The organism is Haladaptatus paucihalophilus DX253 (genome assembly GCF_000376445.1).
Classification (GTDB): domain Archaea; phylum Halobacteriota; class Halobacteria; order Halobacteriales; family Haladaptataceae; genus Haladaptatus; species Haladaptatus paucihalophilus.
In genome coordinates this window covers 2534528-2557518 of record NZ_AQXI01000001.1, presented here as the reverse complement: position 1 = coordinate 2557518, position 22991 = coordinate 2534528, and the positions used below count along the sequence as shown (strand labels likewise).

Sequence of the window (22991 nt, the reverse complement as noted above, 5' to 3'; positions counted from 1 at the left end):
TATCGGCAGCGTGGAAATCCGCACACTACCGTCGTTGTTGCACCAACTACGGACGTTGCTGTGCGATTTCGGTGATAGATGTCGAGAGGAGGTCTACGCCGATTTGGAGGCTGTCCTCGTCCACGTCGAAGGTCGCGGTGTGGTGGCCACCGGGGTGGTCGGTTCCGACGCCGACGTAGGCCGCGAGACCGCCGTTCCCTTGGACCTCCTGCATCAGATACGTGGCGTCCTCGCTCCCGCCGAGCGTGTCGCGGCGAATCGGGTTCTCGACGCCGCTCGTGTTCAGGGACACGTCGTGGACGATTTCGACCAATCCCTCGTCGCTCTCGGCGCTCGGCGCTTCCCCTTCCGCGCTCAGTTCGACGGAACAACCGTGCATCGTCGCCGCGTTTTCGAGGACGCGCTCCGCGCGCTCTTTCATGTAGTCCTTGAGTTCGGTCGTCTCGCCGCGGACTTCGCCGTCGATGAACGCCTGCTCCGGGATGATGTTCGTGGCCGTTCCGCCGCCGACCTGCCCCGCGTTGATGCGCGTCGGACCGTCCTCGTGGCGCGGGATGGCGTAGAGGTTCTGGATGGCCGTCGCCATCGCCTGAATCGCGTTCTCGCCCGCGTTCGGCTGACCGCCAGCGTGGGCCGGTTGGCCGGTGAACTCCGCGAGGAAGTGGTCCACCGCGAGGAACCCATCGACGCCCGCGACCACCTCGCCGGTCGGGTGGTCGAGGCCGATGTGAACCGCGAGGAGGTAGTCCACGTCGTCCAGATGGCCGCTCTTGGCCATCGGCTTGCCACCGGCGACCATCTCCTCGCCGGGCTGGAAGAGGACCTTGAACGTTCCCTCGAAGTCGCTGTCCTTGATGGCTTCCAAGACGCCGATTCCCATCGTGATGTGCGAGTCGTGCCCGCACGCGTGCATCGCGCCCGCGTGCTCGGAGCGGAACCCTTCAGCGGCGGGAACGTGGTCCTCGTCGGTCGATTCCTCGCGGAGCAGGCCGTCGATGTCCACGCGGAGGGCGACGGTCGGACCCTCGCCGCGGTCGAGCACCGCGATAGCGCCCGTGTTGCCGCCGTCGAGTCGTTCGAGGACGTCCTCGCGTGCACCCGCTTCGCGCGCCTGTTCGTACCACGTTTCGAGTTCGTCGTCGTCCGGGACCGACATGCGCTCCTCCTGTGCGAGCACCTCGGGACCGACGTACAGTTCGTCCACGCCGATGGATTCGAGTTCGTCTACGATTCGAGAGGTGGTGTAGAACTCGCGCCACGCCGGTTCCGGGTGGCGGTGGAGGTCACGTCGAAGCGAGACGAGTCTATCGCGGCTGGTCTGTTGACTCATGGCGAGGTGGACGGCGGGCGGGGCCTTAAATACTCGAAAAGCGGCCAGCCGTCGAATTTCGTTCTTAGACTCGCGCGCAGAATTGAAAATTTAGTGACTGTTTTGCACAGAAACGCCGCTGTCTGTCAATTTTTGCGGACTACTTTTATACCATCGCGGTTGCTTGACACAGGGTGTCAGAGGTAATATGAATGAGTTCGCCAACTGACGAGCGTGACGAAGAAGTCGAAGAGGAGTTAGCGCAAGCAGAACACGCACGACACGAGTCTCGCATCGAGTTCTACGGCGGGACGGCGATGAGCGCGCTACCCATCGGCTTGTTCATCGTCTGGGCCGTGTTCCAGAGCGGTTTCCTCGGCGTCGGGAGCACCTCGGGCCTCGTCGTGGGGATGCTCGTCTCGCTTATCATCGGGATGTTCTTCGCAAAGGGCGACTGGAAAACCTACGCCAACACCATCTTCGAGGGGATGACCCAGCGCGTGGCGGCGACGGCCATCGTCGCGTGGCTCTGGGCGGGCATGTTCGCGCAAGTGTTACAGGACGGCGGGTTCGTCCAAGGACTCGTCTGGGCCGCGGACGCGTTGCACGTCGGCGCGTCGCTGTTCCCGGCGGCGACGTTCATCCTCGCGGCGCTGTTGGCGACGGGCATCGGCACGGGGTACGGGACGACCATCGCGTTTACCGGCCTGTTCTTCCCGGCCGGTCTCGTCGTCGGCGCGAACCCGGTGTTGATGTTCGGCGCGATACTGTCGGGCGCGGTGTTCGGCGACAACCTCGCACCGGTCAGCGACACGACCATCGTGAGCGCTGTGACGCAGGATTCGGACATCGGCGGCGTCGTCGCCTCCCGGTTCAAGTACGCGCTCACCGCGGCGGTGTTCGCGCTGGTCGGCTACGTCGTCGCCGGGATGATGATGGACGGGGCGAACATCGCCGCCGACGTCTCGTTGGACAGCAACCCCATCGGCCTCATCCACCTCGTCTCGATGGGTATCGTCATCGTGACGGCCATCTCGGGTCGTCACATCGTCGAGGCGATTTCGTGGGGACTCGTGTTCGCGGTCATCGTCAACGTCGTCACCGGCCTCGCGCCGATTCAGAAGATGTTGGTGTTCTACGCACCGAACAACGGTCCGCTCGCGAGCACCTTCGGCTTCCTGCCGTTCGTGCAGACCGTCGCCGTGAACGCCGACAACGCGGGGACGGTCGGCGGAAGCCTCTACAGCGGCGCGTCCGGGTTCTTCCCGCTCATCGTCTTGACCCTGCTCATCGTCGCGGGTGCACAGATAATGATCCGCGGCGGCGGCTTCGAGGCGCTCCAGAACTGGCTATTGAACGTCGTCGCGACGAACGTCCGACGTGCGGAGACCACGATGGTCCTCGGCACGGCGGGCGTCAATGCGATGATAACCATCAACACCGCCGCGGAAATCGCCATCGCACCCTACGTCGCCCGCATCGGCAAGCGGTTCAACGTCAACGGCTACCGCCGCGCGAACATCCTCGACGCCAACAGTTCCGCGATGGGCTACATCTTCCCGTGGGGCGGCGGCGTCTTGGTCGGCTACGCCACGATGATTCAACTCGTTGGAAGCGACCAGTTCGGCTGGTTCACCCGGTCGATGGTCGTCAACCCCGCGGAGGTCTGGCCGTTCGTCTTCCACGGCTGGTTCCTGTTCGGCGTGTTCCTGATATCGGCCCTGACCGGGTTCGGACTGGAGTACGTTTCCGACCGCCGCGCAGAGGAGGTGGCGCGGGTATGAGCCTCCTCGACAAGTATCTCGCCGGGTGGTCGTTCCGGACGAACAAACCCGAGTTCGAAGCGGGCGAGGAGATAGACGTCTACCTCACCGGCCACCGCAACGGGACCGCGACCGCACGTGTCGGCGACACCATCCTTCACGTCGAGGGAGCGCCGTCGAACGCCGTCGACGAGCGCGTCCGGCTTCGAGTCGAGGAGTTCGACGCGAACGAGCACGTCGGACGGGCAGCCTTCGTCGAAGCGCTCGACGGGGAGTAATCACGGTCCGCGGTTCGACGGACGTCGGTCGCGACAGGATGCCGGTTGCACCGGGACGTCGGCCGCGCCGCGGAGTCAGTTACGTCGGGTTACTCCGTAACCCGCCGCTTACGTCCGCTTTATCCCCGCGAGACGCCTCCCTACGAGTGCGTACCACGGGGGGTACGGAACGATGGAATCGAACGATGCTATAGAACTCCCGAACCCGAGCGATTCGCGTCGGGAGTTCATGAAGAAAGGACTGCTCGCGGCGGGTGCGGTCGGACTCGGCGTTGCAGGGGTGGGGACAGCGGCAGCACAGGACGGGCGGGAAGTACTAGTGTACTTCGACGACTACGTGGCGGACGCGCGGTTCCGCGTCGTCTCGCTGCTCCCGGCGTCGATAACCGTGCGGATGCTCTCCCTCCCCGGCGGCGGTGAGGCGGCCGAAATATCGCAACCAGACGACTACAACGGCTACGCGATTCGGTACGACAGAGGAACCGGAAGCGTCGCCGGTGCCTCCTACGTGTTCACCAAAGGGACGCTACGGGAACGGACGAGATACGAATTTGCGCGGGACGCGACGGTGTTCAGCAGCCGTCTCGGACTTCTCGACACGACCGTCAGTCGGCCATGAAAACTGACGGTCGTGAACCGAGCGGTCGCTGAACCACGTGTTTTTCGAATTCCGGAAGAGAGAAGAAACGAGCGGCGGTCAGGCTTTCCCCATGCCCTGAATCTGTTCGAGTTCGACCTCGACGCGGATTCCCGGCGGGAAGTCCATCTGGGCGACGCGGCGGGAGACGTCGTTGTGACCGACGATCTCCAGTCGTCGGGTGTAGACGGTGTAATCCCAGCTTCGGAACTGTCGCCCTTCGTCGCCGGAGAGCGTCTTGTACTGCGGTACGCGGTGTCGCTCCGGCGGGTCCGAATGCGGTCCGCGAAGGTCGGCCCCTTTTCGTCCGGCCAGCGAGCGAATGTCGGATACCACGCTGTCGAGAACGGGACGGTTCCCGCTCTGGAGTAGTATTTTCGTGATGAAGGTCATGGCTAGCTCTGTAGGCAGTACACAATCCTTCTACGTAAAACGTCTGCTTCCGGCCCGAGGGATTACTCCGCAGGAGATTCGACATTCACCAACGAACTATCACGAGGAATTCAAAACGGAGCGGGCTGGTGGCACGAAAACGCCCGTATTGGTTCGACATTCCTTTAATGGCTAACCTCGTAACTGAACACAATGGCAGTTAACGCTACGAGCGCGGGTGCGATCCTGTTCAGGGATACCCGCGGTCGACGAGAATACCTCCTCCTCAAAAGCCGACCGGGCGATTGGGAGTTCCCGAAAGGCGGCGTGGAGGGTGACGAAGAGCTACAGCAAACGGCGATACGGGAGGTGAAAGAGGAGGCCGGAATCGAGGACTTTCGGCTCCTCGACGGCTTCCGCGACGACTACAGTTACGTCTTCGAGGCGAACGGGACGACGATTCACAAGACCGTCCACCTGTTCATCGCGAAATCGTACGAGGCCAGCGCGGAACTCTCGACCGAACACCGGGACCTGCAGTGGCGCGACTACGAGCAGGCGATAAACACCATCACGCAGGACGGACCCCGCGACATCCTCCGGGATGCGGACGAGTTCCTCGACGAGTACGAAGAGGCCTGAGCGAAGAAAACGAACCGCAGATTTTTCGAGGTCTATTGCCGCCGTGCGAGCAACGCGACCGCCGCGAGCGCGAAGACAGAGACGCCGACGCCGAAGCCGGGTTGACCGCTGCTGTCGGTGGTCGTCGTGGAGTCGTTCGACGTGGTGGTCGTCATCCCGGATTCATCGTACGTCGTCGAGGTGTTCGTCGCGGTCGTCCGCGACCCGTTCGTCGCATCCCCTTTGACGTTGAGACCGCCGTATTCGATGGTGGGATCGCTGTCCCCGGTACCGGCGTAGACGGTGATTCCGTACATGTTCACGGGGAGTTTGCCGTCGACCGTCGTCTCGTTTTTGACGGTGAGCGCGTCCGCGTCGGCCGTCGTCGTCAGGGCCGACCCGTCGCCGCTCCCCGCTTTCGCGGTGTCGAAAACGAGGACGACGGTACCGTCGCCGTTGCCGTCGGTGACGCTCGCATTGAGTTTGTAGTCCATCGCGCCGCCGCCGAGTTGGACGGTCATGGCGTCCAAGTCCTCCAGCGTGACGTTCATCGTAACCGTCTCACCCTGCTCGACCTCGTAGATGGAACGATTGAACGAGACCGTACCGTTCGCATCGTTCGACTGGAAGAGCGAGGGGGACTGTACAGCGGGATTGGTCGTGCTCGCCGCGTGTCCGGCGGAACCCGCCGCTGCGGGTCCGGCGAGGAGCGAGACGACCAATAGGGTCGTGAGGGCGTTTCGTAGGGTCATAGATATCGGGGTACCGGTACGGAAACCGGTTTACTCGTCAGTTGACGAGAGGGATTCGTCTTTCTCATCTTCCAACAAATATTTTTTGATATTGCGTAGTCGAATCGCTTACCAGCGCTGGGTGAGAGGGTACCGTATGGACGAATCGGAGTTCGTCTTCGAACTGCGAACCTGCCGGTGGGCCGAGCGACGGTGGCCGCCCGACGGCGGCGACCGGGCCGTCCTCGTCGCCCGACAACTCGGAACGAAGCGCAGACGATGGGATACCGTCGTCATCGAGGTCGATGCAGACGCGTTCGCCCGCCGCGCTGACTTCGGCCGCCGTCGCCTGGACGGCGACATGCTCGGCGTCGTTCGACACGCTCCCGCCGAGTGGGAGTGGTACCGGGACGCCCTCCCCGACCCCGACTATCCGTGGCGGTACGTCCGCGAGACGATTCACGAGGCGGACGAACGGGAAATTTTGAAGGTGCGAAAGCGAGGCAACCGCCTCGAAATCAAACGGCGGTACGAGTACCCGGACTGGATTCGGCGCATCGTCGCCATCGAGAACAAACCGGACTTGGACGCCAGCGCGGCCCGCGACTTGCGACCGCAGTTGGAACGGGACGTGGCGCTCTCGCTGGCCGACGAGGTGTGGGTGGCGACGAATGCGACGGGCGAGACGGTCGAACCGGCACTGCTCGAATCGGTACCGGTCGAGGCGGGGATTCTGACGTTCGACGGGCACGACGCCGCAGTGGCGTGGTACCCCCGAACGCTCGACGTGGACGCGCCGGGGACGCGAATCCTCGAACGACCAAGCGGCGGGAAGTACGACCAGTCGGCCGCCCGGTTCGAGTACGTCCCGCCCGAGGAGAAAGCAAAAAAGCGGCTCGAAATCGCGGAACGGGCGTACGAACGGGGATGGCGCACGTACACTCGGACGATGCGTCCGGACTGTCGGCACTTCGAACTGCGGCGGGAGGAGGCGTTGGTACTGCCCTACTGTGACGCGAAATCCTGCCACCAGACCGCGCGGGAGTGTTCCGGGCGGTGCTCGGCGTTCGAACCCGAACCCCCGGCGTGGCGGCAGAAAGGATGGCCCATCGAGGGCGGGCCGGGGAACGCCAGCAAACGACTGCTCGAATCGCGTCGGGAACGCTATCGTCCGGGGCAGTCGGCGTCGGACGCCGAGTGATTCACCCGGACTCTTCGACCGTGATGTCGTCGCGGGCGACGGCGAGTTTGAAGGTCGGGACGGTCCGGTAGACGACCTCGACGACGCCCTTTCGTTTCAGACTCTGGAGCGCGGCGCGCACGTCGTCCACGTCGGGGTCGATATCGAACTCGTCGCGGACGCTGTGCAGGACGGAGACGACGCTCGCCGACCGGTCGTCCGGGTCGGGAACGACGTCGAACACCTGTCGCTGGAGGGTCGGGACGCGGACGACGCTCGGCGCATCGTCTTCGTCGTCGGCGACCATGCCGGGCTCTACGTCCACGAGGTCGTTGGCTTCCGTCGTCGCGCGGATGTAGCTGTTCTCGTCGCGGTAGTAGTACTCCTTCAGTTCGCTTTCGAGATACTGGTGCACTTCGCTCCCGCTCTCCAACCCCCAGCGGTCCTGCAGTTCGCTGTTTTTCGTCGGTTGGAGTTCGACCAAATCGGCGAGACGGTCGCGGGCCTCCTCGGACAACGTCATTGTCGCGTGATTATGACGGGGGGTTATTTCCCAGTTCCGAAGCGACACGAGGAATCACGGGGTGAGCGCGGGCCCGTCGCCGTCACCCGCCCGTCCGCAACGATTAACCGAATACCCCGAGACATCCCACGCATGCCCGAATGGGACACGGTACGATACGAGTTTTCGGACGACGTTGCGACGCTCACGGTCGACCGCCCCGACCGACTCAACGCGTTGAACGTCGAAACGCTCCACGCGCTCCGCGAGGCCATCGACGAAGCGGAGGCGGACGGTGCCCGCGCGCTCGTCCTCACGGGGGCGGGCGAGAAGGCGTTCATCGCCGGAGCCGACATCAGCTACATGCAGGACCTCTCCGTGACCGACGCACAGGAGTACGCGGAGTTGGGCCACGACGTCGCCGACTCGCTCGAAGCGTTTCCCGCGCCCGTCATCGCCGCCATCAACGGCTACACGTTCGGGGGCGGGTGTGAACTCGCGCTGGCGTGTGACCTCCGGGTGGCGAGTTCGAACGCCGTCATCGGTCAGACCGAAATCGACCTCGGCATCATCCCCGGATGGGGCGGCACGCAGCGCCTCTCGCGGTTGGTCGGCGACGAGCTCGCCCGTCGGCTCATCTTCTTCGGCGAGCGCATCGACGCCCAGGACGCCCACGAGATGGGACTGATAGGCGAAGTCGTCGCTCCCGACGAACTCGACGACCACGTAGAGGAGATGGCGACCGACCTCGCGGAACGCCCGGCGTTCGCCCTGCAAGCCGCGAAGGAGGCGCTGAATCAGGTACAGGAAGGAACCCAGTCGGCGGGACTGCGCTACGAGCGTCGGCTGTGGAGTTCGCTGTTCGGCACGCACGACCAGCGGGAGGGGATGGCGGCGTTCGTCGAGGACAGGGACCCGAACTTCGACTGAGGAAAGAGCGTTTTCAATCCTGTGGCGTCGGACGGGCGTCCGGGGGTTTCGTAACCGTCTCTTCGACCTGCGTGTAGACGAGGGCGGCCCCGAGCGCCGCGAGGACGCCGCCGACTTCGAACGGCACTTGGAAGCCGAACTTGACGAGGAATCCCGAGGAGAGCGGCCCGATGGCGGTGCCGAGACCGAACGCCATGGTGAGCAGGGAGAGTTGCGTCCCTGACTGACCCTTTCGTGCGATGTCGCCCGCGAGCGCCAGCGCGGGGGCGAACACGAGCGCACCGGCGACGCCCTGGACGAGTCGAGCGATCAGCATCTCCACCGGCGTTCCGACGAAGCCCTGGACCACCGTGGCGGGGATGAGCAGGACGAGTCCGGCGACGATGAACTGTTTTCGGCCGTAGCGGTCCGTCGCACGGCCGATGGGCGTCTGGAGGGCGACCTGTGCGAGGACGAACGCCGCGAACTCGATGCCGAACCACAGTTCGTTCTGTCCGAGTCGCCGGTTGATGGTCGTCTCCAGCGTCGAAATCAACGCGATGCTGATGGCCATGAACAGCGAGGCGAGCGCCAGCGTGAAGATTGGGTCGAGACCGCCGCGCGAGCCGAGAATCGTGATGGAGAAGTCGTCGGCCGCCTCGGCATCGGCCTGTTCGGGGTCGCTCACGAGCAGCGTGACGAGCGCGAAGCTGATGAGCGCCCCCAAGGAGGCGATGTAGAAGGCGGATTCGAAGCCGGTCATGTGGATGCCAGCCACGGTGTAGGGACCGTTGTGAACCAGCGCACCGGCCGCTATCGGCCCGGCACCGAATCCGAGCAGTCGGAACGTGTTGAACACGCCCATGTTTCCGCCGCGGTTCTCGTCCGACGCGAGGTCGTTGACGAGCGCGATGGTGCACGGGATGGTGAAGGCCACGCCGATACCCTGAACGGCGCGAATGGCGACGAGCGCGGGGTAGCTACTGGCCAAGGAGAAGGAGAAGTTCGTCACCGCCAGAATTCCCAGTCCGAGCAGGATGAACACTTTCCGCCGCTCGGATTTGTCCGAGAGGTATCCCGCGAACGGTTGCGTGAAGCTGTTCAAGAAACCGAACAGGGAGAGGACGATGCCGGTGATGGCCGTCGCGGTGAGTCCGAAAGAATTCCCGGTTATCACGCCGCTGGTAATGTAGAGCGGGAGAACGATGATGAGAAACGAATTGCCAGCCGAGTCGGCCATCCGTGCAATCGCCAAAGCTAGCACTCGCCTGTCCACACTGAACATTCGAGTCGAAATACCGACTGCACGGTGAAGACAGTTGTGATGGCGGTCGTCGTGGCAGCAATCGCGGGGGCGAGGGGAGCGGTACCGGCGGTTCGAGAAGGAACGCGATAACACCTAAGCACGACCGCGGCGTCTGTGCTACCATGGCACAAAGAGTCAAATACAATCGGGTCGAGTCGGTGCTTCGAGAACTCTCCTATCCCATTCTGCGGGAGGACGCGGCCATCGAGTTGGACGAGACGACGCTCGTCCTCGCCGAGGGCGAGGAGAACCTCGGCGGCCTCATCGCCCAGACCGACCAAGAGGAGTACGAGTCCGCGCGCGACCTCGAAACGGAGGTCAACAACGTTCTCCCGCGCGAAGCGGTCGGCGAACCGTACCAGTCGGAGGGGGAGGGATAAGCGAAAAAAGCGCGGAAAGCACGCTACTTAAATGGCCGCGTTTGTTAGTCCGGGACAACAATGGAGTTCTGTGACGAGTGCGGTTCCATGATGAAAGCAAACGACGGGTTCTGGGTCTGTGGTAGCTGCGGCCACGAGACTCCGCGGGGCGACGCCTCGGAGTACGTCATCACCGAGGACCAAGAGGCGAGCGAAATCATCGAGAGCGGCGGCGGCAGCAACGGCCTCCCGACGACCGAGGTGCAGTGTCCCAACTGCGACAACGACCAGGCCTACTGGTACCTCCAGCAGATTCGCTCGGCCGACGAGAGCGAGACCCGCTTTTTCGTCTGTACCGAGTGCGAACACAAGTGGCGCGAAGACGACCACTAAACGTAGATTTTTCACCATCAGGTTCTCTCCCACGTCTACAAACAGGGATTTTTCCGTCGGATTTCAAAAATGACGGCGTAGAGTAAACTCCGAAAGCCCCCGCCCGGTCGTCGCGTGTCGTTTTTGATGGAACGGTGATTGACGTCCGTGAGAAGCAGTTTTCGAAAGCCCCCGTCCGGTCGCGGTCGCTCGCCGACATATCGCGGACCTCTCCGCACCGCTCGGTCCGCGATAGGGGTCACCGAGACGACCACAGCAAACGCGACCGGACGGCCCCTTTCAATCCCACCCAGCACGGCACCGCGACGGCCACATCCTCCCCAGCCGATTCCTTCGCATCCGCTCAGTCATCCCTCGCATGGTACTCAACGGACCTTCGGCCGCAATGGCCTCAGGCCCGTTGACGCACGCGCCGACGTAGTTTGTCCAGATTCGCGTGCCTCTGATTCTCTGTCGTGCCGTACACTGACAATCTGTCGTGCCGTACACTGACAAGGGCTTTCAGGACTTTACTTGTCTTACCGTCTTCTCGTCGCCATCGAAACGGACGTCTACACGTATCGAACGACTACATTCTTCTGTCGCCCTCGAAGTCGTCCGTCAATCCTTAAGACGAATCGCCGACAACAGTTCAGGCAATGTTTGACGCGGACGACCTCGACGAAATCCGCCGGGGGAAAGACGAGTGGGAAGCGGAGACGCTCGACCCGACGCTGGAGCGGTTCGGCGAGCGAAAGGAGGAGTTCACGACCGACACGGACGGACAGACGGTAGAGCGCCTCTACACGCCGAACGACGTCGCCGACACGGACTACGAGGAGGACCTCGGCTATCCGGGCGAGGACCCCTACACCCGCGGCGTCTACCCGACGATGTACCGCGGGCGACTGTGGACGATGCGCCAGTACGCCGGGTTCGGGACGGCCGAGGAGACCAACGAGCGGTATCACTACCTCATCGACAACGGCCAGACGGGGCTGTCGGTGGCGTTCGACCTGCCGACGCAGATGGGCTACACCTCCGACGCCGCGATGTCGGCGGGGGAAGTCGGGAAGTCGGGCGTCGCAATCGACTCGCTCGCGGACATGGAGACGCTGTTCGACGGGATTCCGCTGGACGAGGTGAGCACGTCGATGACCATCAACGCGCCCGCGTCGGTGCTGTTGGCGATGTACATCGCGGTGGGCGACCGGCAGGGCGTCTCCCGCGAACAGCTCCGCGGAACGATTCAGAACGACCTGCTCAAGGAGTACATCGCGCGGAACACGTACATCTTCCCGCCCGAACCGTCGATGCGCATCATCACGGACATCTTCGAGTTCTGCGCCGAGGAGGTGCCGAAGTTCAACACCATCTCGATTTCCGGCTATCACGTCCGCGAGGCGGGCGCGACGGCGGCACAGGAACTCGCGTTCACGCTCGGCAACGGTATCGAGTACGTCGAGGCCGCGCTCGACGCGGGATTGGACGTGGACGAGTTCGCGCCGCAACTCTCGTTCTTCTTCAACGCGCACAACGACATTCTGGAGGAGGTGTCGAAGTTCCGCGCCGCGCGGCGGATGTGGTCGACCATCATGGAGGAACGCTTCGGCGCGGAGAACCCCAAATCGAAACAGCTCAAGTTCCACACCCAGACGGCGGGGTCGACGCTCGCCGCCCAACAGATAGAGAACAACGTCGTCCGCGTGGCGTACCAAGCGCTGGCGGCGGTTCTCGGCGGGACCCAGAGCCTGCACACGAACGGCAAGGACGAGGCGCTGGCGCTGCCGACGGAAGAGAGCGTACGGACCGCGCTCCGCACCCAGCAGATTCTGGCCCACGAGAGCGGCGTGGCGGACACCATCGACCCGCTGGCCGGGAGTTACTACGTCGAGGCGCTCACGGACGACTTGGAAGAAGAGGCGTTCGACCTGCTCGACACCATCGACGAGAAGGGCGGGATGCGCTCGGCCATCGAGAGCCAGTGGGTCCAGCGCCAGATTCAGGACGTGGCCTACGACCGCCAACAGGAGATAGAGTCCGGCGAGCGGACCATCGTCGGCGTCAACGAGTTCGAGGTGGACGAGGAACCCGAGATGGACATCCAGGAGGTCACGGAGGAGGACGAACGCCGACAGATAGACCGCCTGAACGAGGTCCGTGAGGAACGGGACGACGGGGAAGTCGAGGAGACGCTGACCGCGCTCCGCGAGGCCGCGGAGGGGAACGACAACCTCATGCCGTACATCGTGGACGCGGTGAAGGCCTACGCGACGGTGGGTGAAATCTGTAACGTGCTCCGGGACGTGTTCGGCGAGTATCGGCCGGGCACGGCGATTTGATCGGGCGAGTCGAACTCCTCGGTCCGTCTCGAAAAGTGCTTGCTGCGTACCTCCTCAGTCGAAGTCGTCGGGCGAGAACGAGGCGGTGATTATCAAATCGGTGTACTCGCAGGTCTCGTGGCGAACCTGCCTGAGTTCCTGATAGGAATCGTCGTTGTACCACTCCTCGGCGGCTTCGACGGACGGGAATTCGAGGACGACGGTCAAAGAGTGGTCCCAGTCGCCTTCTATCACGTCGATATCAGTCGAGCCGACGAGTACCTCGCCATCGTGGTCCGCAATCGTCTCCCCGGTAGCGGGGAGGTACTCGTCCATGAATCGGTCCACGTCGGTTATCCCGTCGACGGCGATAACGTATCCCTTTCGTTGCGTGTCGTGAGACATCCTTCTTCCCCCACCGTCGGCTGACACCGAACTCCTCGGTCCGACGGACGCATTCCATGACAACCTCTGACACAATGAACGTATGGGGTACGGTCGGCCCGATTCGAGGAGAGGAGGGACCGTAGCTCGGCGCTCAGACGTGCTCCAACAGCGCGTCGATGTCGTCCGCCGTGTTGAACACGTGGACGGAGGCGCGGACGGAGTTGTTCGGATACGGCAGCGAGCGGATGCGAATCCCCTCGCCAGCGAGTCGTTCGACGAACGCGTCCGGGTCGTCCACTTCGAAGGTCACGAGGCCGGACTCGTACTCGCGGGGACTCAGCAATCGCGCGTCGTCGGACGCGACGAGGCCCTCTTTCAGTCGGTCGGTTAGTTCCCGGATTCGGCTCTCGATGGTATCGTACCCGACTTCCTCGATGACGTCGATTGCCTCCCCGAGTCCGGCGTACGGTGCGGGCGAAACGGTCCCCACTTCGAGTCGGTGCGCGCCGGGTTCGTAGGTGTACGCCTCGGCGTTCGCGTCCTCGACGCTCCGATAGCCGATGTGGGCCGGGTTCAGGTGACGTTCGGCCCCCGAACGGACGGAGACGAATCCGGCACCGAACGGCCCCAACAACCACTTGTGACCGGCACCGGCGACGAAATCGGCGTCCCATTCGGTCACGTCGAGCGCCATCTGGCCGGGACACTGCACGGCATCCACGAGAACGAGCGCACCCGCATCGCGGGCGATGTCGGTGAGTTCCCGCACCGGAAGCATCGTCCCGTGCGTCCACGTCAGCGCGCTGAAACAGACGAGTTTCGCGTCGGTTACGGCGTCTTTCACCGCATCGAGGTCGAGTCGTCCGTCCTCGCTCGAAAGAACGTCCGTCTCCACGCCCTGTCGCTCCAACCGCTTCCACGGGAGGATGCCCGAGGAGTGTTCGAGGTCGGTTCGAACGACGCGGTCGCCGGACTCCCAATCGAGCGCGGCGGCGATTCGGTTGATGCCGTCCGTCGTGCTCTGGGTCAGCGCGATTTCCTCGGCGGTCGCGCCGAGGTGGTCGGCGACCGTCTTCCGGGTCCGATCCAGCACGTCGAACGTGAACGGATACATCCCCTCGTCGGCCGGTGTCTCGTACTCGTGGCGTTCGAGACAGGATTCGTTGGCCTCGACGACGCGGGTCGGGCTGGGGCCGCTCGCGCCCGTGTTCATGTACGTCGTCCGTTCGAGCGCGGGGATGTCGGCTCGCAAGGCAGTGGGTTCCATCGGATACTATCATGCACGGTACGCCTAATAATTCCCACCTCGCGGCAATCCGGTCGGCCGAATCACCACCGTTATGCCGCGATACGGCCATCGTTTCCGCATGCAGATAGACCACATCGGCATCGCAACCGACGATGCGGCCGGACTCGCGGAGACGTACGAAGCGCTGTTCGACGCCCCCGTCGCCCACGAGGAGGAGTTCGACGGACTCCGCGTCGTCTTCCTCGATTTCGGTGGCAGCTACTTCGAACTGCTCGAACCGCTCGAAGACGGAACGATTTCTCGGTATCTCGACAAGAACGGAGCGGGCATCCACCACGTCGCGCTCGAAACCGACGACATCGAGGGCGCGCTCGAAACGGCGCGCGAGCACGGCGTCGAATGCATCGACGAGGAACCGCGACCCGGCGCGTGGGGTCACGACGTGGCGTTCCTCCACCCGAAATCGACGGGCGGCGTGCTGGTGGAGTACGTCGAACACTGAAACGAATCCTCAAAACCAGTCGTCCGCTCGCAGTTCGTTCGGCGTTCGGCGTCCGAACGGTTCCACGTAGAGCCGTAAAACGGACGAACGGGGCGTCTCAGAACCGAGTTCCGGCGTTCACTTGAACCGGAACGTCTCCAGATTCTTCGGCGCGAACGTGCGGATGTTGAAGTCGTGGTAGAGCGACGAGGAGAGGTCTTGGGTGGAACTCTCGTCGCCGTGGACACAGAGCACCTTCTCGGGGCGCGGGTTCATCGTCTTGACGAAGTTCATCAACCCGGCGCGGTCGGCGTGGCCGGAGAAGCCGTCCACGGTTTCCACGTCGAGTTCGAGGTTGAGCGTCTTGTTCCGACCGCCGCGTCCGTTGATCGGGATTTCGTCCCACCCGCTCTGGATGCGGCGACCGAGGGTTCCCTGTGCCTGGTAACCGACGAACACCATCGTGCTGTCCGGGTCCGGGCCGACGTGTTCGAGCCACGACATGATGGGGCCGCCGGTGACCATCCCGGACGTCGAGAGGATGATACACTGGTCGCCGTCCGCGACGTCCTGTCGTTCCTCCTCGCCGCCGTCGATGTGGTTGAACTGCGGCGCGAGGAACGGGTTCTCGTCCTCGTGGAAGATACGGTCTCGGAGGTCGTCGCGCAGGTATTCGGGGTACGTCGTGTGGATGGCCGTCGCCTCCCATATCATCCCGTCGAGGTGGACGGGCATCTCCGGGATGTCGCCGTTTCGCATCGCCTCCTCGATGACGAGCATCATCTCCTGTGACCGACCGACCGCGAACGCGGGAATGACGACCTTGCCGCCCTTCTCGTACGTCTCGTTGATGACCTTCTTGAGTTTCTCCTCCGAATCCTTCTGGTCGGTCTGGTAGTCGTTCCGACCGCCGTAGGTCGATTCGAGGATGAGCGTTTCGACGCGCGGGAAGTCGTTCACCGCGCCGTTGAACAGGCGCGTGTCGGTGTAGTGGATGTCGCCGGAGAACGCCACGTTGTACAGGCCATCGCCGATGTGGAAGTGCGTCACCGCGGAGCCGAGGATGTGGCCGGCGTTGTGGAACGTGAGTTTCACGTCGGGCGCGATGTCAGTGACGTCGCCGTACTCCAGCGGAATGGTGTGTTTGAGCGCTTCCCGAACCATCTCGCTCTCGTACGGCGGGACGCGGCCCTCCTTCGCGGCCACGTCGAGGTAGTCGAGTTGGAGCAGTCCCATCAGGTCGCGGGTCGGTTCGGTCGTGTAAATCGGGCCGTCGTAGCCGTACTTGAACAGGAGCGGAATGAGCGCGCTGTGGTCGAGGTGAGCGTGGGTGAGCACCACGGCGTCGATGGTGGCAGCCCCCGCGCCGAGCGCCTCCTCGACTTGGAGGTACGGCACGTCGTCGGAACCGGGCTTGTCGCCACAGTCGATGAGGATGCGGGTTTCGGGCGTCGAGAGGATGAAGCTCGCCCGACCGACTTCGCGGCAACAGCCGAGCGTCGTGACGCGGACCCACTCCTCGTCGCTCATCTCCTCGCGGTGTATCTGTCGGCCGACCTTCTCCAGGATGTTGCGACGGTCGTCGCGTTCCTGTTTGAGGAAGTTCCGGACGTTGGAAACCGTCGAGGATTCGATGGGCGGCGTCCTGACGACTTCGGGCGTCCAGCCGACTTCTTGGGTTATCTCTCGGAGCGTACTCCCGTGCTTGCCGATGACCATGCCGGGTTTCTCGGCCTGAATGACGACTTCGCCGGTATCGGCGTGGAAGTCGAGGTCCGTCACGCCCGCTTCCTCGGGGATGACGTCGAGGATGTCCTCGCGCGCCGTGTCGGGGCGTGAGAGGACGTCGGGGTCGGGGCGAACCGTGATGCGCTTTCGCAGTTGGCTCGCCAGCTTTCGGATCAGGTCGCCGTTGCGCGCGAACTTCTTCGGGTCGCGCGTGTAGACGACGAGTTCCGGCCCTTCGTACTTGACGTCGGATACCGAAATGTCGCTCGGGAGTTCGCTCGTAATCGTTGCTTTGAGGTCTTCGAGTTGTTGCTCTACTTTACTCATGGTGAAAACAGTCCGCTTCGTCCGTTGGGAGAGCGAATGCTGTTGGTCCGGCGTATCTGGGATTGTCGCAGTCGGTGGTTTCGAACACCGTGACCACTACGACGTATACAGCACAGCATAGATTGTCTCGCTTGTTCTGCGGGATTGGAGCATACGCGTCAACGCGCATAATGTGGTCCTGGTCTCCGAAAGCAAACTGCTCATGGGTGACACAGGAAAACCCGCTTATCCCCCACTAAACGGTGTGGTTATAAAAGCCTTCTCAAAACCCCTAAATCTACTCTGCACGACGTATTCCCCATGCAACTCTCCCCTGCGACCGTCGCGGACGAACACGAGTGGGTCCGGGAACGAACGGAAGTCGTATCGCTCATCGACGACGTTCGAGCGAACCTCGGCGAGGCGTTCGGCACGGAGGTCGATTCCGTCTCCGTCGCCGACTACCGACGCGAAGTGGACGCCGTGTTCGCCGACGGCGACCTCGCGGTAAACGTCGCCGCACTCGTCGCCCTGCTCCGCGACCTCGACGTCGAAAACGACTACCCCGGATTCGTCGTGGACGAACTCCTCGGCCGGGAACTCGCCGGAATGATTGCGGGCAACCAACCCCTTCGCCTCCTCGGCGAGGCCACGTTCCACTACGCGGATATCATGCACCACGTGGACGACGAGGCGGCGGGCGTGGACGACTTGGACGCCGCCCTCGCCGCCGGATTTCAGACCCGACTGCCGGGGTGGGACTGGACGGAAGGCGAGAGTCCGTTTTCGGTGAAATGAGTTAGACCTCGGCGTCTGCGTCCACTTTGAAATGTCGCCCGCCGCGCATCATGTCGAAGCCGAAGAAGGCGAGCGAAAGCGCGCCGACCGCGTTCACCGCAATCCAGCCGAGTCCGTTGTCGGCGAGAACGCCGGTGAACAGGAACGACACCGCGAGGCAAACGTATCCCAGACCGGCCAACCGATACCAGCCCACGTCCCACGGCAGTTCGACACCCGAAAGTATCAACAGGAGACCGCCAAGGATGCCGACTCCGAACTGCGCGAGTTGTTCGAGGTGGGACAACGCGCGCGGTCCGAGGAGGGCGAGAAACCCGGCGTTCAGCAACAGCATGAACGCTCCGAGCCACTTGAACCACCGCCGCTTCGGCCCGCCCGTGGGTGCGCTGATGACCGGCGCTTTCATGATTTCGTGTTGGAGAACTGAACTTAAATACCTTCTTCCGATGATTTCGCGGGGTTCAAAACGACGACCGCAGGAGATACGACACCAACACCGACAGGGAGAGACAGAAGAAACCCACATCGGCCAGTCGGCGCGTTTCGACGTCCCACGTGTGGTCGGTGGTCGAAAGGAGAAGGAGGAGTCCACCGCCCGTGCCGAGCGTGATTTGGACGAGTAAACTCGGGTCGCCCAGTACGTGGAAATCGAGTGCGACTACCATTCCGAGGTGGAGAATCAGAACGAGGACCCCGAGCCAACGTATCGCGCGTTGGCCGACACCAAGCGTCGGAGCGGAAATCGTCGGCGCTCTCATGATATCGTGTTGGATAACTGGCGTTAAAAAGCTTCGTTCACCTGTCTTCGACCCGCAGGTCGAACCCCCAGTCGAATTCCGTCATCGGGTTGTCGTCAGCCGTTTCGGTCATGACATCCGGCCCCTTCGACCGTTCGGAACACTGATTAAATCGGAGTGACAGCGAACAGACATGCAACCCGCGACGCTCTGTTATCCGATTCGCGGCGACGAAATCCTCCTCATCCGCAAGAAACGCGGCCTCGGCGAGGGGAAACTCGTCGGTCCCGGCGGAAAAGTCGAGGACGGCGAGACCCCCCGCGACGCCGCGATTCGGGAGGTCGAGGAGGAGATTCGCGTGTCCGTGGAGAACCCGACCAAGGTCGGCGAGTTCGAGTTCGTGTTTGGAACGGAGTCGGAGATGTTCGTCCACGTCTTCCGCACCGAGGAATTTTCGGGAGCCCCCCAAGAAACCGAGGAGGCCGACCCGCGATGGTTCGACGTCGAGGACATGCCCTACGGCGAGATGTGGGAGGACGACCGCCTCTGGATGCCGTATTTGCTATCTGAGGAGACGTTCTCGGGATGGTTCCGGTTCGATGAAGACGGCGACGAGATGCTCGAACAGGAGTTGGAAACCGGCGTGGAATTTTGAGTGCGAATTCGCGTCTATTGATGAATCGTGTTCGGTACTCGTCTGCAATCCGTCCGTTCGCTACGAGTCGTGGCTGTATTGCTGTGATTGCAAATACAGACGTCAATGAAACCGCAACCGCTACCGCCCACACGCCTCCCCAACCGACTCCTTCGCGTGCGCTCAGTCGTCCCTCGCGCTGGCCAGGCGGCCCGCAACCGACCGCAGGTTGCGGGCCTTCTGACGCACGCGCCAGTGTGTCTGGTCCCTATCTCGCGGACGAATTTCCACAGTGGCGCGCGCTGATGGGGTGGTGAGGCCAGCGAGGTTTCGAAGAAACCTCTGGGTGAGCGGTGTAACCGCGAACCAGCGGTGCGGACGGCCGAACCAACCCCTCGAAGCCGCGCGAGGGATGACGACCGAGGAGCGCCAGCGACGAGCGGAGGAGTCGGTTGGGGAGGATGTGGTTCGGGGCGGTTGCGGTCGGGTGGGAATGAAAGGGGCCGTCCGGTCTCGCGTTCATCGTGGTTGTCTCAGTGACCCCTCTCGACGCTGGCGAACGAAGTGAGTCAAGGAGAGATGTCACTGAGCAACCGCGAGCGTGGCGGGGGCTTTCGAGATCTGCTTCTCAGTAACTGCAATCACAGCGAAACCAGACTACCTCCGAAGAAGTAAACGCACTCCTCGAACGTCCAAAATCACCCCTCCTTGCCGTCGCTTCAGGACATTTAAGAGTGCAACCGGACTGGATAGGAGTAATGAGCAACGACGACCAGGAACTCGGCATCACCGAGTCCAAATCGTACAGTCCCGGCGACTGGTACGCCGAAGTGGTTCTGAAGGCGGGTCTCGCCGACTACGCGCCGATGGGCGGGTTCATCGTGACCCGACCCCGCGGCTACGCCCTCTGGGAGGGCCTGCAGGACCACCTCGACGGCTGGTTCAAGGAGACGGGGGCGCAGAACGCCTACTTCCCCGCGCTCATCCCCGAGAGCTACCTCGAACGCGAGAGCGACATCGTGGAAGGGTTCGACCCGGAAGTCGCGTGGGTCACTCACGGCGGGCACGACGAACTGGACGAGCGCCTCGCGTTCCGCCCCACCAGCGAGAGCATCATCACGCCGTTCATGAGCCAGTGGGTGCGGAGCCACCGCGACCTGCCGCTCCGACTCAACCAGTGGTGTAGCGTGATTCGGTGGGAGGCGACGGACACCAAGCCGTTCTTCCGCACGAAGGAGTTCCTCTGGCAGGAAGGTCACACGGCCCACGAGACCGAGGAGGAGGCGTGGGACGAGACGATGACCCGCCTCGAGCAGTACCAGCGGGTCTTCGAGGAGGTGCTGGCGATTCCGGTCATGCCCGGCCGCAAGCCCGAACACGACAAGTTCCCCGGCGCGGACACCACGACGACCGTCGAGGCGCTCATGCCCGACGGCAAGTCGGTGCAGGGCGCGACCAGCCACTACCTCGGACAGGGCTTCGCGGAGGCGTACGACCTCTACTTCACCGACGAGAACGAGGACGAGCGCGTGGCGCACACCACCTCGTGGGGGCTGTCGTGGCGCGCGCTCGGGGCGCTCATCATGACCCACAGCGACGAGCAGGGGTTCGTCTGTCCGCCCACGCTCGCGCCCGAGCAGGTCGTCATCGTCCCGATTTGGCAGGAGGAGAACCGCGAAGAGGTGCTCTCGTACGCCGAGGGTATCGCCGAGGACCTCGAAGAGGCGGGCGTCCGCGTCGAACTCGACGACCGCGACGAGCGCAACCCCGGTTTCAAGTTCAACGAGTGGGAACTGAAGGGCGTCCCCGTCCGCTTCGAAATCGGCCCGCACGAGGTTGAGGACGACGAGATTACGGTCGTTCACCGACCCGACGGCGAGAACGTCGTGGAGGACCGCGCGGACATCGCCGAGACCGTCGAGGACCACTTCGACGCGGTGTTCGACAAGATGTACGAGGCGGCCGAGGAGAACCTCGAAGACAACATCCGGGAAGCCGACTCCCGCGCCGACATCCTCGGCACCATCGGTCAGCACGGCGGCTACGTGAAAACCGCGTGGTGTGGCGACGAGGACTGCGAGGCCGAAATCAAAGACCAGATTTCGGCGGAGATCGTCATGGTGCCCCTCGACCGCGACGAGGAACCGTGCGGCGACGAGTGTTCCATCTGCGGCGACGAGGCCGAGGAGACGGCGTACTTCGCGAAGTCGTACTGAATCGGACCCCCGTTTTTTCGACCGATCACGGGCCGACCGTGATATGTGAACCTTGGATTAGATAGTCCCACGCGTGCAATGAGGTACCATGCCGCGGTACGTCACGCTCGACGACTCGTACGAAACCGCCCGCGAGGACTTCGCGTGGGACCTCCCCGAGACGTTCAACGCCGCCCACGACCTCGTCCGAAAGCACGACGACCCGAAAGGGTCCGTGGCCCTCTTCCAGGCCTCCCCCGACGGACGACGGGAAACGTACACGTTTCACGACATCGACGTGCTGTCGAACCGGGTCGCCAACGCCCTGTCGACCCTCGGCGTCGAGTTCGGCGACAGGGTCGCCGTCGCCGTCCCGCAGAAACCCGCGAACCCCATCACCCACCTCGCGTGCTGGAAACTCGGCGCGATATCGATACCGCTGTCGGTGCTGTTCGGGTCCGAGGCGCTCGGCTATCGACTCGACGACAGCGGCGCGAACGTCGCCGTCGTGGACGAGGCCGTTCGGGAGTCGCTGGACGAAGTTCGGGACGACTGTCCCGACCTCGAACACGTGGTGGAAGTGGACGGGGACGCCGAGGGTGATGTGCGGAGGTTCGAGGAACTGCCTCGGGACGGCGGGCGCTCGTTCGACCTCGCGGAGACGACGCCCGAGACGCCCGCCATCGTCATGTACACGAGCGGAAGCACGGGTCCGCCGAAAGGCGTCCTCCACGGGCATCACGTGTGGGTCGGCCACTGCCCGACGTACTCGATGGTTTTCGAGCGAAACGTCCTCGGGAAGACGGTGGCGTGGACGCCCGCGGACTGGGCGTGGATCGGCGCGCTCGGCGACCTGCTCTTTTCCTCGTGGCACTACGGCCGCCCGGTCGTCGGCTATCCGATGGGGAAGTTCGACGCCGAGGAGGCGTTCGAACTCGTCGAGGAGTTCGGCGTGACGGACGCGTTCATCCCGCCGACGGCCATCCGCATGATGATGGAAGTGCCCGACCCGACCGACGCCTACGACCTCGACCTCGACGCCATCAGTACCGGCGGCGAACCGCTGACGCCCGAGATTCTGGCGTGGGCCGAAGAGGAACTGGCGGGCGTCGCGGTGAACGAGCTATACGGCCAGACGGAGGCGAACCTGCTCGTCGCCAACTGTGGGGACTGGTTCGAGGCGAAACCGGGGAGCATGGGGAAACCCGTTCCGGGCCACGACGTCGCCATCGTGGACCCCGAGACGGGCGAGGAACTGTCGCGCGGCGAGGTCGGCCAAATCGCGGTTCGAAACCCCACCGAACCCGCGATATTCGAGGAGTACTGGAACGCCCCGAAGAAAACCGAGTCGGTTCGTGTCGGCGACTGGCACCTCACCGGCGACCTCGCGGTGCAGGACGAGGACGACTACATCTGGTTCAAATCGCGCGACGACGACCTCATCATCACGAGCGGCTACCGCGTCGGACCCGGCGAAATCGAGAAAGCCGTCCTCGAACACGAGTCGGTCGAACAGGTCGGCGTCGTCGGCGTCCCGGACGACACGCGCGGGGAAATCATCGCGGCGTTCGTCCAACCCGTTTCGGGAGTCGAGGGGACCGACGCGCTCCGCGAGGAGATACGAACCCTCGTCCGGGACCGCCTCGCGGAGTACGAGTATCCGCGTCGAATCGAGTTCGTCGCCCGACTGCCTCAGACGACAACCGGGAAGATTCAGCGAACGGAGTTGCGGGAGCGGGCGGTCGAGGAATCCGGTTCGTGAGCGATTGGTATAAATTCGCATACGGATTGCTCTGACGCCTCCTGACGAGTATTA

24 protein-coding genes are annotated in these 22991 nt (G+C 63.4%); 14 read left to right on the top strand and 10 right to left on the bottom strand.

From position 1 onward, the window contains the following. Positions 1-46: 46 nt before the first annotated feature. The gene (locus B208_RS0114235) at positions 47-1330 is read right to left on the bottom strand and encodes an amidohydrolase (protein ID WP_007979363.1); all 1284 of its coding nucleotides are present in this window, start codon (positions 1328-1330) and stop codon (positions 47-49) included. 191 nt (positions 1331-1521) lie between these two features. Between B208_RS0114235 and B208_RS0114230 the strand changes: the two genes are divergently transcribed. The 3 genes from B208_RS0114230 (at position 1522) to B208_RS0114220 (ending at position 3969) form a co-directional block, all read left to right on the top strand. Then, positions 1522-3093: a Na+/H+ antiporter NhaC family protein gene (locus B208_RS0114230; RefSeq protein WP_007979364.1), complete on the top strand. Its 1572-nt coding sequence runs from the start codon at positions 1522-1524 to the stop codon at positions 3091-3093. Then, the gene (locus B208_RS0114225) at positions 3090-3350 is read left to right on the top strand and encodes a DUF7513 family protein (RefSeq protein ID WP_007979365.1); all 261 of its coding nucleotides are present in this window, start codon (positions 3090-3092) and stop codon (positions 3348-3350) included. The genes B208_RS0114230 and B208_RS0114225 overlap by 4 nt, the downstream gene beginning before the upstream one ends. Positions 3351-3522: 172 nt before the next feature. After that, entirely contained in the window at positions 3523-3969 is a 447-nt protein-coding gene (locus tag B208_RS0114220) for a hypothetical protein (protein ID WP_007979366.1), read from the top strand. A gap of 78 nt (positions 3970-4047) precedes the next feature. Here B208_RS0114220 and B208_RS0114215 read toward each other — a convergent pair whose 3' ends face one another. Continuing rightward, a complete protein-coding gene (locus B208_RS0114215; protein WP_007979367.1) occupies positions 4048-4380 on the bottom strand; it encodes an uS10/mL48 family ribosomal protein in 333 nt (110 codons plus the stop codon). 192 nt (positions 4381-4572) lie between these two features. Between B208_RS0114215 and B208_RS0114210 the strand changes: the two genes are divergently transcribed. Further along, positions 4573-5001, top strand: coding sequence for a bis(5'-nucleosyl)-tetraphosphatase (locus B208_RS0114210; RefSeq protein WP_007979368.1), 429 nt, complete (start codon positions 4573-4575; stop codon positions 4999-5001). Between the two features lie 32 nt (positions 5002-5033). Here B208_RS0114210 and B208_RS0114205 read toward each other — a convergent pair whose 3' ends face one another. Next, complete coding sequence (locus B208_RS0114205; RefSeq protein WP_007979369.1) at positions 5034-5732, bottom strand: DUF7827 domain-containing protein; 699 nt, start codon at positions 5730-5732, stop codon at positions 5034-5036. A gap of 136 nt (positions 5733-5868) precedes the next feature. Here B208_RS0114205 and B208_RS0114200 point away from each other — a divergent pair, with 136 nt between their 5' ends. Next, positions 5869-6912 (top strand): DUF5787 family protein, encoded by a 1044-nt coding sequence (locus B208_RS0114200; RefSeq protein ID WP_007979371.1) that lies wholly within the window; start codon positions 5869-5871, stop codon positions 6910-6912. A gap of 1 nt (position 6913) precedes the next feature. Here the strand turns inward: B208_RS0114200 and B208_RS0114195 are convergent, their stop codons facing one another. Beyond that, the gene (locus B208_RS0114195; RefSeq protein ID WP_007979372.1) at positions 6914-7414 is read right to left on the bottom strand and encodes a DUF5797 family protein; all 501 of its coding nucleotides are present in this window, start codon (positions 7412-7414) and stop codon (positions 6914-6916) included. A 132-nt stretch (positions 7415-7546) separates the two neighbouring features. On the opposite strand from B208_RS0114195, the gene B208_RS0114190 reads away from it, so the two are divergent. Beyond that, positions 7547-8323 (top strand): enoyl-CoA hydratase/isomerase family protein, encoded by a 777-nt coding sequence (locus B208_RS0114190; protein WP_007979373.1) that lies wholly within the window; start codon positions 7547-7549, stop codon positions 8321-8323. Positions 8324-8336: 13 nt separating this feature from the next. Here the strand turns inward: B208_RS0114190 and B208_RS0114185 are convergent, their stop codons facing one another. Further along, a complete protein-coding gene (locus B208_RS0114185) occupies positions 8337-9587 on the bottom strand; it encodes an MFS transporter (protein WP_049805643.1) in 1251 nt (416 codons plus the stop codon). 143 nt (positions 9588-9730) lie between these two features. Here B208_RS0114185 and B208_RS0114180 point away from each other — a divergent pair, with 143 nt between their 5' ends. The 3 genes from B208_RS0114180 to B208_RS0114170 all read left to right on the top strand — a co-directional run bounded on the left by B208_RS0114180 (position 9731) and on the right by B208_RS0114170 (position 12681). Continuing rightward, complete coding sequence (locus B208_RS0114180) at positions 9731-9988, top strand: DUF5789 family protein (RefSeq protein WP_007979375.1); 258 nt, start codon at positions 9731-9733, stop codon at positions 9986-9988. A gap of 60 nt (positions 9989-10048) precedes the next feature. Continuing rightward, a complete protein-coding gene (locus B208_RS0114175) occupies positions 10049-10360 on the top strand; it encodes a transcription factor S (RefSeq protein ID WP_007979377.1) in 312 nt (103 codons plus the stop codon). Positions 10361-10998: 638 nt separating this feature from the next. Then, positions 10999-12681 (top strand): acyl-CoA mutase large subunit family protein, encoded by a 1683-nt coding sequence (locus B208_RS0114170; RefSeq protein ID WP_007979379.1) that lies wholly within the window; start codon positions 10999-11001, stop codon positions 12679-12681. A gap of 54 nt (positions 12682-12735) precedes the next feature. Here B208_RS0114170 and B208_RS0114165 read toward each other — a convergent pair whose 3' ends face one another. Together B208_RS0114165 and B208_RS0114160 are read right to left on the bottom strand one after the other, a co-directional pair. After that, complete coding sequence (locus B208_RS0114165) at positions 12736-13065, bottom strand: DUF1330 domain-containing protein (RefSeq protein WP_007979380.1); 330 nt, start codon at positions 13063-13065, stop codon at positions 12736-12738. 133 nt (positions 13066-13198) lie between these two features. Continuing rightward, positions 13199-14314 carry an aminotransferase class V-fold PLP-dependent enzyme gene (locus tag B208_RS0114160; protein WP_007979381.1) on the bottom strand — a complete coding sequence of 372 codons (1116 nt, stop codon included), beginning with the start codon at positions 14312-14314 and terminating at the stop codon, positions 13199-13201. A gap of 100 nt (positions 14315-14414) precedes the next feature. Between B208_RS0114160 and mce the strand changes: the two genes are divergently transcribed. Beyond that, a complete protein-coding gene (gene mce, locus B208_RS0114155; RefSeq protein WP_007979382.1) occupies positions 14415-14798 on the top strand; it encodes a methylmalonyl-CoA epimerase in 384 nt (127 codons plus the stop codon). 117 nt (positions 14799-14915) lie between these two features. Here mce and B208_RS0114150 read toward each other — a convergent pair whose 3' ends face one another. Continuing rightward, positions 14916-16832, bottom strand: a complete 1917-nt coding sequence (locus B208_RS0114150) for a beta-CASP ribonuclease aCPSF1 (RefSeq protein WP_007979383.1) — start codon at positions 16830-16832, stop codon at positions 14916-14918. A 300-nt stretch (positions 16833-17132) separates the two neighbouring features. Here B208_RS0114150 and B208_RS0114145 point away from each other — a divergent pair, with 300 nt between their 5' ends. Beyond that, a complete protein-coding gene (locus B208_RS0114145; protein WP_007979384.1) occupies positions 17133-17609 on the top strand; it encodes a hypothetical protein in 477 nt (158 codons plus the stop codon). A gap of 1 nt (position 17610) precedes the next feature. Here the strand turns inward: B208_RS0114145 and B208_RS0114140 are convergent, their stop codons facing one another. Beyond that, positions 17611-18015 carry a hypothetical protein gene (locus B208_RS0114140; protein ID WP_007979385.1) on the bottom strand — a complete coding sequence of 135 codons (405 nt, stop codon included), beginning with the start codon at positions 18013-18015 and terminating at the stop codon, positions 17611-17613. Positions 18016-18070: 55 nt separating this feature from the next. Beyond that, positions 18071-18367: a hypothetical protein gene (locus B208_RS0114135; RefSeq protein WP_007979387.1), complete on the bottom strand. Its 297-nt coding sequence runs from the start codon at positions 18365-18367 to the stop codon at positions 18071-18073. Positions 18368-18539: 172 nt separating this feature from the next. Between B208_RS0114135 and B208_RS0114130 the strand changes: the two genes are divergently transcribed. The 3 genes from B208_RS0114130 to B208_RS0114120 all read left to right on the top strand — a co-directional run bounded on the left by B208_RS0114130 (position 18540) and on the right by B208_RS0114120 (position 22937). Further along, positions 18540-19001: an 8-oxo-dGTP diphosphatase gene (locus B208_RS0114130; RefSeq protein ID WP_007979389.1), complete on the top strand. Its 462-nt coding sequence runs from the start codon at positions 18540-18542 to the stop codon at positions 18999-19001. Between the two features lie 737 nt (positions 19002-19738). After that, positions 19739-21196: a proline--tRNA ligase gene (proS, locus tag B208_RS0114125; protein WP_007979392.1), complete on the top strand. Its 1458-nt coding sequence runs from the start codon at positions 19739-19741 to the stop codon at positions 21194-21196. A gap of 88 nt (positions 21197-21284) precedes the next feature. Continuing rightward, complete coding sequence (locus B208_RS0114120) at positions 21285-22937, top strand: AMP-binding protein (RefSeq protein ID WP_007979394.1); 1653 nt, start codon at positions 21285-21287, stop codon at positions 22935-22937. The last annotated feature ends 54 nt before the right edge of the window (positions 22938-22991 follow it).

What these genes read in the sequence shown, in the direction of transcription:
- B208_RS0114235 (WP_007979363.1), bottom strand. Translation starts at nt 1,330, where the DNA reads ATGAGTCAACAGACCAGCCGCGATAGACTCGTCTCGCTTCGACGTGAC.
- B208_RS0114230 (WP_007979364.1), top strand. Translation starts at nt 1,522, where the DNA reads ATGAGTTCGCCAACTGACGAGCGTGACGAAGAAGTCGAAGAGGAGTTA.
- B208_RS0114225 (WP_007979365.1), top strand. Translation starts at nt 3,090, where the DNA reads ATGAGCCTCCTCGACAAGTATCTCGCCGGGTGGTCGTTCCGGACGAAC.
- B208_RS0114220 (WP_007979366.1), top strand. Translation starts at nt 3,523, where the DNA reads ATGGAATCGAACGATGCTATAGAACTCCCGAACCCGAGCGATTCGCGT.
- B208_RS0114215 (WP_007979367.1), bottom strand. Translation starts at nt 4,380, where the DNA reads ATGACCTTCATCACGAAAATACTACTCCAGAGCGGGAACCGTCCCGTT.
- B208_RS0114210 (WP_007979368.1), top strand. Translation starts at nt 4,573, where the DNA reads ATGGCAGTTAACGCTACGAGCGCGGGTGCGATCCTGTTCAGGGATACC.
- B208_RS0114205 (WP_007979369.1), bottom strand. Translation starts at nt 5,732, where the DNA reads ATGACCCTACGAAACGCCCTCACGACCCTATTGGTCGTCTCGCTCCTC.
- B208_RS0114200 (WP_007979371.1), top strand. Translation starts at nt 5,869, where the DNA reads ATGGACGAATCGGAGTTCGTCTTCGAACTGCGAACCTGCCGGTGGGCC.
- B208_RS0114195 (WP_007979372.1), bottom strand. Translation starts at nt 7,414, where the DNA reads ATGACGTTGTCCGAGGAGGCCCGCGACCGTCTCGCCGATTTGGTCGAA.
- B208_RS0114190 (WP_007979373.1), top strand. Translation starts at nt 7,547, where the DNA reads ATGCCCGAATGGGACACGGTACGATACGAGTTTTCGGACGACGTTGCG.
- B208_RS0114185 (WP_049805643.1), bottom strand. Translation starts at nt 9,587, where the DNA reads ATGTTCAGTGTGGACAGGCGAGTGCTAGCTTTGGCGATTGCACGGATG.
- B208_RS0114180 (WP_007979375.1), top strand. Translation starts at nt 9,731, where the DNA reads ATGGCACAAAGAGTCAAATACAATCGGGTCGAGTCGGTGCTTCGAGAA.
- B208_RS0114175 (WP_007979377.1), top strand. Translation starts at nt 10,049, where the DNA reads ATGGAGTTCTGTGACGAGTGCGGTTCCATGATGAAAGCAAACGACGGG.
- B208_RS0114170 (WP_007979379.1), top strand. Translation starts at nt 10,999, where the DNA reads ATGTTTGACGCGGACGACCTCGACGAAATCCGCCGGGGGAAAGACGAG.
- B208_RS0114165 (WP_007979380.1), bottom strand. Translation starts at nt 13,065, where the DNA reads ATGTCTCACGACACGCAACGAAAGGGATACGTTATCGCCGTCGACGGG.
- B208_RS0114160 (WP_007979381.1), bottom strand. Translation starts at nt 14,314, where the DNA reads ATGGAACCCACTGCCTTGCGAGCCGACATCCCCGCGCTCGAACGGACG.
- mce (WP_007979382.1), top strand. Translation starts at nt 14,415, where the DNA reads ATGCAGATAGACCACATCGGCATCGCAACCGACGATGCGGCCGGACTC.
- B208_RS0114150 (WP_007979383.1), bottom strand. Translation starts at nt 16,832, where the DNA reads ATGAGTAAAGTAGAGCAACAACTCGAAGACCTCAAAGCAACGATTACG.
- B208_RS0114145 (WP_007979384.1), top strand. Translation starts at nt 17,133, where the DNA reads ATGCAACTCTCCCCTGCGACCGTCGCGGACGAACACGAGTGGGTCCGG.
- B208_RS0114140 (WP_007979385.1), bottom strand. Translation starts at nt 18,015, where the DNA reads ATGAAAGCGCCGGTCATCAGCGCACCCACGGGCGGGCCGAAGCGGCGG.
- B208_RS0114135 (WP_007979387.1), bottom strand. Translation starts at nt 18,367, where the DNA reads ATGAGAGCGCCGACGATTTCCGCTCCGACGCTTGGTGTCGGCCAACGC.
- B208_RS0114130 (WP_007979389.1), top strand. Translation starts at nt 18,540, where the DNA reads ATGCAACCCGCGACGCTCTGTTATCCGATTCGCGGCGACGAAATCCTC.
- proS (WP_007979392.1), top strand. Translation starts at nt 19,739, where the DNA reads ATGAGCAACGACGACCAGGAACTCGGCATCACCGAGTCCAAATCGTAC.
- B208_RS0114120 (WP_007979394.1), top strand. Translation starts at nt 21,285, where the DNA reads ATGCCGCGGTACGTCACGCTCGACGACTCGTACGAAACCGCCCGCGAG.